The organism is Staphylococcus sp. HMSC062A01, assembly GCF_001836805.1.
In the GTDB taxonomy this organism is placed as follows: Bacteria; Bacillota; Bacilli; order Staphylococcales; family Staphylococcaceae; genus Staphylococcus; species Staphylococcus haemolyticus.
On sequence record NZ_KV830600.1, the window covers coordinates 53,705 to 68,183 of the forward strand.

A 14,479-nucleotide genomic window follows, 5' to 3' on the forward strand; every position below is an offset into this window, starting at 1 on the left:
CGAAGCATAAATAATTGCTTAAGCAAATTTTATATATCTTTGTTAATAAAACCTTTATCAGTCAATAGCTGTTCTAAGTTTTGTTTCAGTTCCAACTTATCCCCTAGGTTATCAATAACATGGTCTGCCATTCTACTCTTTTTATCTATTGATATTTGACTATAAACGCGCGCTTTCGCATCCTCTAGCGACAATTGATTTCGCTCCATCAATCTCTCAATTTGAATACTTTCAGACGTGTATACTAACCATACTTCTTCAACTGTATTTTGTAATTCATTTTCAAAAAGAAGCGGGATATCCATAATGACATCATAACCTTGATTAAGATATGATTGCTTTTCTTCTTCCATTATTTCTCTAACTATAGGATGCACAATATCATTTAACTCTAAACGTTTCTCTGGGTGATTAAAAACAATTTCACCTATATATTTGCGATCCATTTCACCTTCCTCAGTGATAGCACTATCACCAAAAGCTGCTCTAACTTGTTCTAAACCTTTGGTTCCTTTTGCAACAGCTTTTCTTGCAGCTATATCAGCATCAACAACTTTAAAACCAAATGCTGTTAATAACTCAGAAACCGTTGACTTTCCAGTGGCAATACCACCTGTTAATCCAATAACTTTTGGCATAAATATTCACTCACCTTTATTTCTGACAATGTGGACAAAAATGACTATTTCGCGATGCAATGACTTTTTGCTCAATATCATGACCACATATTTTACATGTCTTTTGTTTATATACATTTAAGTGTAATTGCATTTCTCCTGTTTTGCCATCAGCATGACGATAATCAGAAATGCTAGTACCGCCATTATTTATACCCTCATTTAATACTTCTTGAACATAATAAAATAACATTTGTCGTTCTTGATTAGATACATCTTTTACTTTTCTCTCAGGTAAAACGCCTGCTCTAAATAACGCTTCACATGCATAAATATTTCCACAACCTGCTATCATTTTATGATCAAGCAACATTTGTTTAATAGGTTTGTTTTGGTATTTCTTAAGTTTAATCCGGTCTAAAAAATAGTTTAATGCATTGTCATCAAAAGGTTCAGGCGCAATTTCAAGAAAAGCTGGATAATCATTATAAGTAGCCAGATTTCTTAGTTCACCAAATCGTCTAATATCAGAATAAACAAGTTGTTTACCATTATCTAAATGAAACACAACATGCCAATGTTTTCGATAGTTAGGTGTACTAATATCTGATAATTTATCGACAATAAAAAATCCGCCTGCCATACCTAAATGACTTAATATAATACGCTGGTTGTTATTTTTTTCAATAGTGAAAACAATATATTTACTTCTTCTATCAACGGATTTTATTTTAAAACTTTCACTATTCAATCTGAAACCATCCAAATTAATTTCTTTAATAATTGTCTCTTTTCCTTGTTGTTTACCCTCAATAACTTTGTTTGAAAATGTCACACTTTTAATAGTTGCATTCAATATATATAGCTCTATACCTCTTTTAACGTGTTCAACCTCTGGTAATTCTGGCATTTCTAATTCCTCTTTCTATTTTGCATCATACCATGTAGATCCATAGTTGGAATCTACTTTTAACGGCACATCTAATTGTAATGCGTGTTCCATAATTTCCTCAACAAATAAACTAAAATCTTCAACTTCATTTGCAGGTACTTCGAAAATTAATTCATCATGTACTTGTAGTAATAATTGAGCATGATATGACGTTCGTTTAATTTGTCTATCAAATTCTACCATTGCTAATTTAATAATATCTGCTGCACTACCCTGTATTGGAGTATTCATTGCCGTACGTTCAGCAAAACCTCTCAAATTAAAGTTTCTACTATTAATATCTGGTATATATCTACGGCGGTGCAATAATGTTTCAACAAATCCATCTGCTTTCGCATCTTTAACAATATCAGACATGTATTGTTTTACACCTGGGAAACTTTCCAAATAATCATCTATAAATGATTTTGCTTTATTTCGAGTAATGTTTAAGCTCTGGCTCAAACCATAATCACTAATACCATATACTATTCCAAAGTTAACAGCTTTAGCTTGTCTTCTCATTAAAGCGTTAACTTCATTCGCTTCTACATCAAATACTTTCATCGCAGTAGCAGTATGAACATCTCTTTCATTGATAAATGCTTCTTTCATACTTTCATCTTGGGTAATATGAGCAAGTACACGTAATTCAATTTGAGAGTAATCAGCTGATAATATCACGCTATCATTTGAAGTAGGCTTAAAAGCTTTTCTAATCTTACGTCCTTCTTCAAGACGGACAGGTATATTTTGTAAATTAGGATCTACACTTGATAAACGACCAGTTTGTGCTAATGTTTGATTGAAGCGAGTATGAATTCTGTTATCTTTACTTATGACTTTTTGTAATCCCTCTACATAAGTGGATTGTAATTTTGATAATTGACGATATTCAAGTATATAGTCAATGATTGGGTGCTGACCTTGTAACTGCTCCAACACATCAACTGCAGTAGAATATCCAGTTTTTGTTTTTTTAATGACAGGTAGTTCTAGTGTTTCAAATAATACTACACCTAATTGTTTAGGAGAGTTAATGTTAAATTCTTCCCCAGCCGCTTCGTGAATATTACTTATTAGTAAATCTAATTTTTCTTGAATTTCAGACTGCATTTGTTTTAAATCATTAATATCCGTATAAATTCCTGTTTCTTCCATTTCACTTAAAATACGTGCAAGTGGAAGTTCTAAATTTAACAATAGATCAATTTGTTGGTGCGATTCTAATTCAGCAACCATTTCAGGTTTGCAGGCATAAATTGCCTCTGTGATTGTAGCAATATGCTTATTTAAAATTGCGTCTTCTGGAACATGTCGCTTTTTCCCTTTGCCATAAATTGAAATATCATCTTGAACAAAATTTTGATTATAATTACTTACTACAGAATTTACATCATCTATCGTTCTCGATGGATCAATAATATAACTTGCTAACATAACATCAAATACAATATTTTTTATATCTATATCTAATCTATGTGCAACAACGTATGTTTTTTTAGCATCATAAACAATTTTTTCTGTAGTATCATTCTCTAGCCATTTAATCAATTCAGGATATTCCTTTAGTTGATCGGAAGCTATTACAACATGGTCCACTCCATCATAAAATCCAAATTTTAAAATTGTATCCTGTAAGTAATTGGTACCATCTACTTCGATGTGAATCACAGCTTCTTTTAATTCTTTAAAATTTATGTTGTTAAAATCATTACTCACTTCAATGACTTTATCCTCGTGATTCTCTTCAGTATTATTACTATCTATATCAGATAATAATTGTTTGAATTCTAACTTTTTGAATAATTCAATTATATCTTTATTATCATCTTGATTTTCTAACTTAGTATCTTGTAATGCAACTTCAATTGGGCTATCTTTATTAATTGTTGCTAATTCTTTACTCATAAATGCATCTTCACGACTGTTTTCAAGTTTTTCCTTTAATTTTTTTCCTGAAACAGATTCTATATTGTCATAAACACCTTCAACAGTATTGAATTGTTTCAATAATTTGATAGCCGTCTTTTCACCTACACCAGCAACGCCAGGGATGTTATCAGATGTGTCACCCATAAGTCCTTTCATATCTATAATTTGACTTGGGTTAAGTCCATCATATTTTTCATTAATGAATTCTGGAGTATAATGATCAACATCTGTTACACCTTTCTTAGTGTAATAAATTGTAACATTATCAGTTGCTAACTGTGTCAAATCTCGATCACCAGTAACAATAATCGTTTCAAACCCTTGCTCGTTAGCTTCTTTACTTAATGTGCCTATAATATCATCAGCCTCATAATTTTCTAACTCATAGTGCTTTATATGGTAAGTATCTAATAATTGTCGAATGTATGGGAACTGTTCGCTTAACTCAGGTGGGGTACTCTGTCTTCCGCCTTTGTATTCACTAAATTTTGAATGTCTAAATGTTGTTTTGCCGGCGTCAAACGCAACTAAAAAGTGTGTTGGTTGTTCTTTTCTTATAATCTTTTCCAATAACATAGCAAAACCGTATACTGCATTCGTATGTATTCCTGCTTTGTTAGAAAGTAGTGGTAATGCATAAAATGCTCTAAAACTTAAACTATTACCATCAATTAAAACTAATTTATTCAAAGCGTATACCTCCAGTGTGATTTTATTATATTTTAGCATATAACCTGTGCCATAACGAATGTATGGTTTATACAATAACTTTTCACACTCTACATTACTTATTATTTAAATAAAAAAGGCACTTTCATATCCTCAACCAAATTTTTGGTTCAAGTATACGAAAGGCCTTAAAATAATAGTATTAATTATTAATCAAAATAAAAGTTCTTGTACCTCGATATTATAGTCATTCTTAATTGAATGATATTATTCTTGTTCATCTAAAAATGAAACTTTAAATAGCGAGCCCTCACCAATATTGCTTTCGACATTAATCGTTCCATGGTGTGCCTCTACTATATGTTTTGTTATAGATAAACCTAAACCTGTACCACCTGAATCTCTACTTCTTGCTTTATCCACCCGATAAAATCTTTCAAAAATATGCTTTTGATCACTTTTATCTATTCCAATACCAAAGTCTTGTATTTCTAAATTTACTTCATGTCCTTCTCTATACACTCTTACAATAACCTCATTATTCTCAAGTGAATAATTAATTGCATTTGATAGTAAATTAGTAATGACTTGTGCAATTTTGTTTTCATGTGCTTCTATAATGACATCTTTTTCTATTTCGGATACTATTTTAATATTTTTATATCTTGCCTGGTTTTGTAAATTATCAATAGTTGTGTAAGCAAGCTCTGATAAATTCATAAATGCTGTTTCTATCTCTGTTTGTTGTTCGATATGTGATAAATCCAATAAATCCATAACGAGAGACTCAATACGATTAGATTCTTTTAAAATAATATTTAAGAACATATCAAGTGATTCTTCATCATTTTTCGCACCTTCGATGAGTGTTTCAGCGAAGCCTTTAATAGATGTAATAGGTGTTTTAAGCTCATGAGATACATTTGCAACAAACTCCCGACGCAAGTTTTCCAATTTTTTCAAATTTGTAATGTCATGCATTACTACAACCATACCTTGTAACTTTTTCTTAGATTTACTTAGTATTGGAACACATGACAAATCAAAATATTTATGATGAACATTATTTAATAAAATTTCTATCTGATCATATAATGGCTTTTCAGTTTTAAAACTTTCTAGAATTAATTGTTGAATTTTAGGATCTAAATATGATGTATAGTTTTTATTTTCAACCTTACCGTTTGGCCTAAACAACTCATAGTACGCATGATTGGCCACCACAATTTCACCATGTTTGTCAATCATTAATACTGAACTTGGTATATTTTCTAATGTTGTTTTTAATCGATTTGATTGCATTTTTTGTTTATTATTAAGCTTCTGTAAACGTCTTGCAAGATCGTTAGTTGTGATAAATAGCGCTTTTGTCTCCTTAACATTGCTTTCAGGTACTCTAACATGATAATATCCATCTGCAATTAACGAGGTAGCATAAGTCACTTCATTAATCGGTCTAATATATGTACGATTGATACTTCTAACAGCTAAATAAATCGCTAAAAGAACAATAATTCCTATTAAAGATAAATACTTCCACATACTTTTTTGTAATTCAAGAATCTCAGTATTCATCCCACTTATGTATATCGTTTTGTCATTGACAGTTGTTTTAAATGTGTATCTAACCTGACCATTTTCTCTTTTATAAATGATATTTGATGGATTAGCTTCATTATCAATGTTATCATTTATTTTATTTTGGTTACCAATTTGGTATATCACTTTACCATTTTCAGAAATTCTAACAATTAAATTTTGATTAGCTGAAATATTTTTAATTTCATTATTCTCATTTTGCTTGTTTAATTTCAAAAAATTTTCAGATACATGTTTGAGTTCCCTAACCTGAGCTGTTGATAATATTTGATAAATTGTATGATGAATAATGACGCCTAAACCAATAAAACTGATTATAGTAATTGTGCTTAATAGCAATAATAATCTATGATGAAATTTAAGCATTAAGCTTTAGGTCTCTCTAATTTATAACCGAGTCCACGAACAGTTTTAATTAATTTAGGTTGTTTCGGATTCTCTTCGAGTTTGTCTCTTAAATGACTTATATGAACATCAACAATTCGAGAATCGCCTGCGAATTCATAATTCCATACTGAATTTAACATGTGCTCTCGAGTGATTACTCGCCCTTGTCTTTCTATTAGATACAACAATAGTTCAAATTCTTTAGGAGTGAGTTCTAATAATTCATCATCTTTATATACCTCAAAGAATTCAGGTCTGATTCTAATATTTTCAATCAATATATCCTCATCATCAACATCTTCTTTTTCAATTTCACTAGCAAATTTCGATCTTCTCAAGATAGCTTTAACTCTCGCCACTACTTCTCTAGGAGAAAAAGGTTTTGTCATATAATCATCGGCACCTAATTCTAATCCTAATACACGATCAAATTCATCATCTTTTGCAGTTAACATTAAAATAGGTACTAAATTTTTATCAGAACGTATTGTTTTACATACTTCAATACCATCTTTCTTAGGTAACATTACATCTAAAACGACAAGTTCTGGTTGAATTTCATTCACCTTTTCCAAAGCCTCTTCACCATCGTAAGCTACCTCAACGATGTAACCAGCCGTTTCAAGATTATATTTAAGTAAAGTTACAATTGATTGCTCATCGTCAACCACTAATACTTTTTGTGACATAATGTGCCTCCCTGAATTAATATAACATTTCAATTTCATTATAACGGAAGTTAAAACAAAAATAACATACAACATATTAAATTTACATAATCTTAACAATCATATGATTATTTTCCAAATATTGAGTATTTATTTATTTATTTTTAAAAAATTATTAACAAATTATAGTTATTTGCTTTACTTTATAATAAAAAAGCGGAACAGAATTTAATTTAAATTCACTGTTCCACTTTTATTAAAAATTGTTAAGATTGAGAATCCCTTAAAACTTGCGTTATTGTGTTAACTACTACATTAGTGCCATGCATCATCAATCTATTGATTTTTTAAAGTTTTAAATTATTAATGTGTAAATAAATTACTTTAAGTTTTTAATTAACTCATCAGCGAATTCTGAAGTTGATACTTCAGTAGCACCATCCATTAAACGAGCAAAATCATAAGTTACAACTTTAGAAGCAATAGTAGCTTCAATTGCATCAGTAATCTTATCAGCGGCTTCTTGCCAACCTAAATGTTCTAACATTAGAACTGAACTTAATAATTCAGAAGATGGGTTAACTTTGTTTAAACCAGCATACTTAGGTGCAGTACCATGTGTTGCTTCGAAAATAGCGTGTCCTGACTCATAGTTAATGTTTGCACCAGGTGCAATTCCAATTCCGCCCACTTGAGCTGCTAAAGCATCCGAAATATAGTCACCATTTAAATTCATTGTAGCAACTACATCATGTTCTGCTGGACGAGTTAAAATTTGTTGTAAGAAAATGTCAGCGATAGAATCTTTAATAATGATCTTTCCATCTTGTTCAGCTTTTTCTTGAGCTTGATTTGCTGCATCTTTACCATCTTTTTCAACAATTTCATCGTATTGTTGCCAAGTAAATACCTTATCAGCAAATTCATTATGAGCTACATCATAGCCCCATTGCTTAAATGCGCCTTCGGTGAATTTCATAATATTACCTTTATGAACAAGCGTAACAGTTTTACGGTTATTATCGATTGCATACTGAATTGCAGCTCTAACTAAACGTTCAGTACCTTCTTTAGAAACTGGTTTCACACCAATACCTGAAGTTTCTGGGAAGCGAATGTTAGTAGCACCCATTTCATTTTGTAAGAAATCAATGATTTTTTTAACTTCATCAGTACCTTCTTTAAATTCGATACCTGCATAAATATCTTCAGTATTTTCACGGAAGATAACCATATCAACATCTTGTGGACGTTTAACTGGTGAAGGAACACCTTTGAACCAACGAACTGGACGTAAGCATGTAAATAGGTCTAATTCTTGACGTAATGCAACATTTAATGAACGAATACCACCACCAATTGGTGTAGTTAAAGGTCCCTTAATAGCGATTAAATATTCTTTAATCGTATCAAGCGTTTCTTGAGGTAACCATTCACCAGTTTTATCAAAAGCTTTTTGACCTGCTAATACTTCTTTCCATTCAATACGTTTTTCGCCGTTATATGCTTTTTCAACAGCCGCATCAATAACGCGACTCGCTGCTTTCCAAATATCTGGGCCAATACCATCACCAATAATAAAAGGAATAATTGGTTCATTAGGTACATTTAATCCATCGTTAATTCTAGTAATTTTTTCAGTTGACATAATTTTACCTCCAAATATTGTGAAATCTATTAAAGTTTATAATTTATCTTTCTTCAATTGGTAAATACTTACGATTTGTTTCACCGACGTAATTAGCTCTAGGACGCATTATTCTATTATCACGATATTGTTCTAGAATATGTGCTGTCCAACCAGATGTACGACTTACCGCGAAAATTGGCGTGAATAAATCGTGTGGAATATCCATACTATGATATACAGTAGCACTAAAGAAATCGACATTAGGAATAAGTCCTTTTTCTTCTTTCATACGTTTCTCAATAGCTATTGAAATATCATATAATTCACTTCTACCAGTTTCAGAAGTGATTTTTCGGCTCATCTCACGTAAATATTTGGCTCTTGGATCTCCGTCTTTGTATACTCTATGACCGAATCCCATGATTTTTTCTTTATTTTTGAATTTTTCATCTAAATAAGCATCAACCTCATCAACTGATTTAACATCAGCAAGCATGCTCATTACTTGTTCATTTGCTCCACCATGTAAAGGTCCCTTTAATGAACCTACTGCAGCTACAATACCAGAGTACATATCAGATAAAGACGATACGGCACAACGTGCAGTAAATGCAGAAGCATTAAGTTCATGGTCAGCATGTAACACTAATGCTTTATTAAATGCTTCAGCTTCAGTATCTGTTGGTAATTCTCCTCTTAACATATATAAGAAGTTAGCTGCATAACTTAAATCAGGATTAGGTTTAACAGGTTCTTTACCTTCACGAACACGCGCAAATGCTGTAACTAAAGATGCAATTTTCGCTTGAATACGTATTGCTCTTTCTTTTCTATTTTCTTCTGTTTCATTTTCAGCATCAGGATCAAAATGAGCAATATATGATACAGATGTACGTAGTGCCGTCATAGGGTGCACATTATCAGTTGCGTATTCTTCAAAATGCTTATAAACTCTTGGGTTTAAAGTCATATAATGATTAAATTTTTCTCTTAATGCATCTAATTCATCTTGAGTAGGCAATCTATAATTCCATAATAAAAACACTATTTCTTCGAACAATGCATTTTCTGCTAAATCATCAATATCGTATCCCGCATACGTTAATTGACTATCAATAATTGAACTGATTTTAGTTTCAGCTGCAATTACCCCTTCTAAACCTTTTTGTAATTCTGCCATAAGTAATTCCCCTTTTCTTATACATAATGTAATGGCTTTCAAATACTATTATAGCCAATGTGATAACTTTTGTGAACGATTATATATCGTTCAATAAATGCTATTTAACTTTAAATTTTTAAACTTATCTTTACTTAAACGCCCAATAAACGCCATTATATAAGCTTTCATTCCAATTTAAATTATGTAATTAATGAGAAAATATTGAAAATTTCAATTTAATTATCAAGCTTGATTACAATTATTTAATCTAAATTTAGAGGGATTTTTAGAAAAAATTCGAAAAATAATTGTCGAATTGAATTTATAAGTGCATAATAATATTAATTAAATGTAAGGGAGTTGTCTTATGGCTGAAGAAAAATTACAAAGAGGATTGAGTAATCGTCATGTGCAATTGATTGCTATTGGTGGCGCTATAGGTACCGGATTATTCTTGGGAGCAGGTCAAACAATAGCAATGACTGGTCCATCTATTCTATTAACTTATATTATTATAGGTTTCATGTTGTTCATGTTTATGAGAGGCTTAGGTGAGATTATAATTCAAAATACTCGCTTCAAATCTTTCGCCGATGTGACAAATGAATACATAGGACCGTTTGCTGGTTTTGTAACTGGTTGGACTTATTGGTTGTGCTGGATTATAACAGGTATGGCTGAAGTAACTGCTGTTGCTAAATATGTTAGTTTCTGGTTCCCTGCAATTCCAAACTGGATTAGTGCACTATTCTGTGTGCTTATATTAATGCTATTTAATTTGCTTAGTGCTAAATTATTTGGTGAATTAGAATTCTGGTTCGCTATTATTAAAATTATAACTATCATCGCTTTAATCGTTGTAGGTTTAGTCATGATTTTAATGGCATATAAAACACAATTTGGACATGCGAGTTTTACAAATTTATATAAACATGGCATCTTTACTCACGGAGCATCTGGGTTCTTTATGTCATTCCAAATGGCATTGTTCTCATTTGTTGGTATTGAAATGATTGGTGTAACTGCAGGAGAAACTAAAGATCCTCAGAAAACAATTCCAAAAGCTATCAATGCTGTACCGTTAAGAATTTTAGTATTCTACGTTGGTGCATTAGCGGTAATTATGTCTATTATTCCTTGGGATAAAGTTGACCCTAGTGAAAGTCCATTTGTTAGATTATTCTCATTAATTGGTATTCCTTTCGCTGCTGGATTGATCAACTTTGTAGTATTAACTGCTGCAGCATCATCTTGTAATAGTGGTATATTCTCAAACAGTCGTATGTTATTTGGTTTATCAGAACAAGATCAAGCACCACCTATCTTTAGAAGTACTAATAAAAATGGTGTTCCTCATTTTGCTATTATTGGTTCATCTGCATTATTATTAGTAACAGCATTATTAAACTACATCTTCCCGAATGCTACGTTAGTGTTTACTTATGTAACAACAATTTCGACTGTATTATTTATTATCGTATGGGCATTAATTATTATTGCTTATATTAATTATCACAGAAAAAATCCTGAGCTACATAAAACTGTATCTTATAAACTTCCTGGTGGTAAATATATGGGTTACGCAATATTAGTATTCTTCTTCTTAGTATTTTGTTTATTATTTGTAAATGAAACAACTAGAAATGCTATTTTCTTAACTCCAATATGGTTTATATTACTAGGTTTAATGTATTTGAGATATAGACAAGTTGCTAAGAATAATAAATAATTTAAAATTCTTAAATGATTATAATAGCCAGTAAATGAATTAACATAAAAATTCATTTACTGGCTTGTTTTTATAATAAACCTATTATCTAATAACTATATCTAATGTTTTAGAAAATTAATTTATATCTTCTTCAATTTTAGACTCAAATTCATCTAATAAATCGCGTGCTTCATCAACCGATTCTGTACTCATTAATTGATGACGTAATTGACTAGCTCCTTTAATCCCCTTCACATAAATCTTAAAAAATCTTCTTAAACTTTTGTATTGTTGACTTTCATCATTTGAATATTTCTCAAACAATGATAAATGCAATCTAAACAAATTCAATAGTTCTTTACTAGTATGTTCACGGGGTTCTTTTTCAAAAGCAAACGGATTATTAAAGATCCCTCTACCTATCATCACGCCGTCAACACCATATTTCATGGCAAGTTCAAGTCCAGTTTGTCTATCTGGAATATCTCCATTAATCGTTAGTAATGTATTAGGTGCGATATCATCTCTTAATTGTTTAATTGCTGCGATTAATTCCCAATGCGCATCTACTTTACTCATCTCTTTGCGTGTTCGAAGATGTATAGATAAATTTGCGATATCTTGTTTAAAAACGTGTTTTAACCAATCTTTCCACTCTTCAATATCATAATAACCTAAACGGGTTTTGACACTAACAGGTAATCCACCAGCTTTAGTAGCTTGAATAATCTCAGCAGCTGTTTCAGGTCTCAATATTAAACCAGAACCTTTACCTTTCTTTGCGACATTAGCTACTGGACATCCCATATTTAAATCTATACCTTTAAAACCCATTTCAGCTAAACCAAAACTCATTTCTCTAAACTGTTCGGGTTTATCGCCCCATATATGTGCTACCATAGGCTGTTCATCTTCACTGAATGTCAATCTTCCACGAACGCTATGAATACCTTCCGGATGGCAATAACTCTCAGTGTTTGTAAATTCAGTGAAAAAAACATCAGGTCTAGCAGCCTCACTTACAACATGTCGAAAAACGGTATCAGTAACGTCCTCCATAGGTGCTAAAATAAAAAAAGGACGTGGTAATTCACTCCAAAAATTTTCTTTCATAATAATTAAACCTTCTTATAATAGTATATCTCAATTAATCCATGTTATATTACCACAAATTATAACCTTATTCAAAATGAAATTTTATAACTCAATTAACTTTCCTATTTGAAATTCTCATTTAATGAATTTCTTTCTAGTGAAATGAAAAAACTGAGAAAAACTCTTCACGAGCTTATTCCCAGTTTAATCAACTATTGCGAATTTGCAATATCGCTTTGAAATATTATCTGTTCTGGCTCTCTTATCTTATTAAGTTAGCCATCATTTATAATAATGAATTAAAGTACGTTAGCATACCCTTCAAATATTTTACCTTGAGCAGCATCTACTGTTACTAAAATACCATCTTTTAATTCTTTAGTAGCATTTTCAACACCTATAATTGTTGGAATACCTTTTTCAAGTCCAATAATCGCACTTGGTGACGTGATACCATTTTCTTCTGTAATTAATCCAACTGCTTGCTCAATATAAGGCACTAATGTCTCATCTACAGAATTAGTAACAATAACTGATTCACTTAAATCTACGCCTTCTAAATCACTAGCACTGTTAGCAACTACAGTTTTACCAACTACTGATCCACGACCGACACCTTGTCCTTTTGCAATTTCATCTCCAACTAAATGTAATTTCATCATATTAGTTGTACCTTTTTCACCAGTAGGTACACCGGCAGTAATAATAATTAAATCACCATTTGTAACTCTTCCAGTTTCTACTGCTGTAGCAACTGCATTATTTAATAGGTCATCAGTAGTTTTACGACCTTTTTTAATTACAGGATATGCACCCCAAACTAAAGCAAGTTGACGTGCAGTGTGCTCGCTAGGGGTAACCGCAATGATATCAGAATGTGGACGATATTTAGAAATAGTTACTGCAGTTGAACCACTTTCAGTTGCTGCAACAATAGCTTTAACTTTTAAATTTAAAGCAGTATGTGCAACTGAAACACCAATAGCATTCACTAATGAAGTTTCTACTAGTTTAGTACGGTCTGATAATAATTTTTTATAATCTTGTGCCGCTTCAGCAGAAATCGCAATATTTCTCATTGTTTTAACAGCCTCTTCTGGATATAAACCAGCAGCAGTTTCACCAGAAAGCATAACTGCGTCAGTACCATCATAAATTGCGTTAGCAACGTCACTAGCTTCCGCTCTTGTCGCACGAGGATTTCGTTGCATTGAATCTAACATTTGAGTAGCTGTGATAACTGGTTTACCTAGTTTATTACATTTTCTGATTAAATCTTTTTGTACAATTGGTACAGATTCTGGTGGAATTTCAACACCCATGTCACCACGAGCTACCATTAAACCATCAGACACTTCTAATATTTCTTCTATATTATCAATACCTTCTTGGTTTTCAATTTTAGGGAAAATAGTGATATTATGATTATTTTCTCTTTCAAGAATTTCACGAATATCTAAGACATCACTTGGACGTCGTACAAAGCTTGCTGCGATATAATCAACATCTTCTTTGATACCAAATAAGATATCATCAGCATCTTTATCAGTAATACCTGGTAAATTAACTTTTACACCTGGTAAATTTACGCCTTTTTTATTTTTTAATTCACCAGTATTTAAGATATCACATTTAACTTCGCCTTTTGTTTTATCGATGTCTTTTACTTGTAGTTCAACTAAACCATCATCAAGTAAAATGTAAGAACCTACTTGAACATCGTTGATTAAATCTTCATAAGTTACTGAGAATTTTTCAGGTGTACCTTCAACTTGAGACATACTAACAATAACTTCTTTGCCTTTTTCAAGCATAATTAAGCCATCTTTCATGTCATGAGTACGAATTTCAGGTCCTTTAGTATCTAATAGGATACCAATTGTTTTACCTAATTTATCAGCTACTTTACGAATCGTATCAATACGTGCTTTATGCTCTTCATGACTACCATGAGAGAAATTCAAACGCGCTACGTTCATACCAGCTTTCATTAATTTTTCTAACATTTCCTCAGACTCTGATGCAGGTCCAATTGTACATACAATTTTAGTCTTTCTCATTTTAAAAAGCCTCCT

10 protein-coding genes are annotated in these 14,479 nt (G+C 31.5%); 1 reads left to right on the forward strand and 9 read right to left on the reverse strand.

The window, feature by feature from the left end:
* Nucleotides 1–29: 29 nt before the first annotated feature.
* From coaE to HMPREF2715_RS01450, 7 genes are all read right to left on the reverse strand, one after another.
* Nucleotides 30–638, reverse strand: coding sequence for a dephospho-CoA kinase (gene coaE, locus HMPREF2715_RS01420; RefSeq protein WP_070441148.1), 609 nt, complete (start codon nucleotides 636–638; stop codon nucleotides 30–32).
* A 16-nt stretch (nucleotides 639–654) separates the two neighbouring features.
* Complete coding sequence (gene mutM, locus HMPREF2715_RS01425) at nucleotides 655–1,527, reverse strand: bifunctional DNA-formamidopyrimidine glycosylase/DNA-(apurinic or apyrimidinic site) lyase (protein WP_070839190.1); 873 nt, start codon at nucleotides 1,525–1,527, stop codon at nucleotides 655–657.
* Nucleotides 1,528–1,542: 15 nt separating this feature from the next.
* Nucleotides 1,543–4,173: a DNA polymerase I gene (gene polA, locus HMPREF2715_RS01430; protein WP_070580870.1), complete on the reverse strand. Its 2,631-nt coding sequence runs from the start codon at nucleotides 4,171–4,173 to the stop codon at nucleotides 1,543–1,545.
* Between the two features lie 246 nt (nucleotides 4,174–4,419).
* On the reverse strand, nucleotides 4,420–6,117 hold the full coding sequence (gene pnpS, locus HMPREF2715_RS01435; RefSeq protein ID WP_070580872.1) for a two-component system histidine kinase PnpS: 1,698 nt from the start codon (nucleotides 6,115–6,117) through the stop codon (nucleotides 4,420–4,422).
* Entirely contained in the window at nucleotides 6,117–6,827 is a 711-nt protein-coding gene (locus HMPREF2715_RS01440) for a response regulator transcription factor (protein ID WP_037536805.1), read from the reverse strand. Before HMPREF2715_RS01440 ends, pnpS begins: the two co-directional genes overlap by 1 nt.
* 358 nt (nucleotides 6,828–7,185) lie before the next feature.
* Nucleotides 7,186–8,454 carry an NADP-dependent isocitrate dehydrogenase gene (icd, locus tag HMPREF2715_RS01445; protein WP_070441160.1) on the reverse strand — a complete coding sequence of 423 codons (1,269 nt, stop codon included), beginning with the start codon at nucleotides 8,452–8,454 and terminating at the stop codon, nucleotides 7,186–7,188.
* A gap of 43 nt (nucleotides 8,455–8,497) precedes the next feature.
* Nucleotides 8,498–9,616: a citrate synthase gene (locus tag HMPREF2715_RS01450; protein WP_070580874.1), complete on the reverse strand. Its 1,119-nt coding sequence runs from the start codon at nucleotides 9,614–9,616 to the stop codon at nucleotides 8,498–8,500.
* Nucleotides 9,617–9,965: 349 nt separating this feature from the next.
* Between HMPREF2715_RS01450 and HMPREF2715_RS01455 the strand changes: the two genes are divergently transcribed.
* Entirely contained in the window at nucleotides 9,966–11,327 is a 1,362-nt protein-coding gene (locus tag HMPREF2715_RS01455; protein WP_070839198.1) for an amino acid permease, read from the forward strand.
* A gap of 117 nt (nucleotides 11,328–11,444) precedes the next feature.
* On the opposite strand, the gene HMPREF2715_RS01460 is transcribed toward HMPREF2715_RS01455, so the two are convergent.
* The gene (locus HMPREF2715_RS01460) at nucleotides 11,445–12,422 is read right to left on the reverse strand and encodes a tRNA dihydrouridine synthase (protein ID WP_070441167.1); all 978 of its coding nucleotides are present in this window, start codon (nucleotides 12,420–12,422) and stop codon (nucleotides 11,445–11,447) included.
* A 281-nt stretch (nucleotides 12,423–12,703) separates the two neighbouring features.
* Nucleotides 12,704–14,464: a pyruvate kinase gene (pyk, locus tag HMPREF2715_RS01465; protein ID WP_070580877.1), complete on the reverse strand. Its 1,761-nt coding sequence runs from the start codon at nucleotides 14,462–14,464 to the stop codon at nucleotides 12,704–12,706.
* Nucleotides 14,465–14,479: the final 15 nt, after the last annotated feature.

Bases quoted from the DNA above. Each gene is read 5' to 3' on its own strand.
- HMPREF2715_RS01455 (WP_070839198.1), top strand. From the start codon at position 9,966: ATGGCTGAAGAAAAATTACAAAGAGGATTGAGTAATCGTCATGTGCAA.
- pnpS (WP_070580872.1), bottom strand. From the start codon at position 6,117: ATGCTTAAATTTCATCATAGATTATTATTGCTATTAAGCACAATTACT.
- coaE (WP_070441148.1), bottom strand. From the start codon at position 638: ATGCCAAAAGTTATTGGATTAACAGGTGGTATTGCCACTGGAAAGTCA.
- HMPREF2715_RS01450 (WP_070580874.1), bottom strand. From the start codon at position 9,616: ATGGCAGAATTACAAAAAGGTTTAGAAGGGGTAATTGCAGCTGAAACT.
- icd (WP_070441160.1), bottom strand. From the start codon at position 8,454: ATGTCAACTGAAAAAATTACTAGAATTAACGATGGATTAAATGTACCT.
- HMPREF2715_RS01440 (WP_037536805.1), bottom strand. From the start codon at position 6,827: ATGTCACAAAAAGTATTAGTGGTTGACGATGAGCAATCAATTGTAACT.
- HMPREF2715_RS01460 (WP_070441167.1), bottom strand. From the start codon at position 12,422: ATGAAAGAAAATTTTTGGAGTGAATTACCACGTCCTTTTTTTATTTTA.
- mutM (WP_070839190.1), bottom strand. From the start codon at position 1,527: ATGCCAGAATTACCAGAGGTTGAACACGTTAAAAGAGGTATAGAGCTA.
- pyk (WP_070580877.1), bottom strand. From the start codon at position 14,464: ATGAGAAAGACTAAAATTGTATGTACAATTGGACCTGCATCAGAGTCT.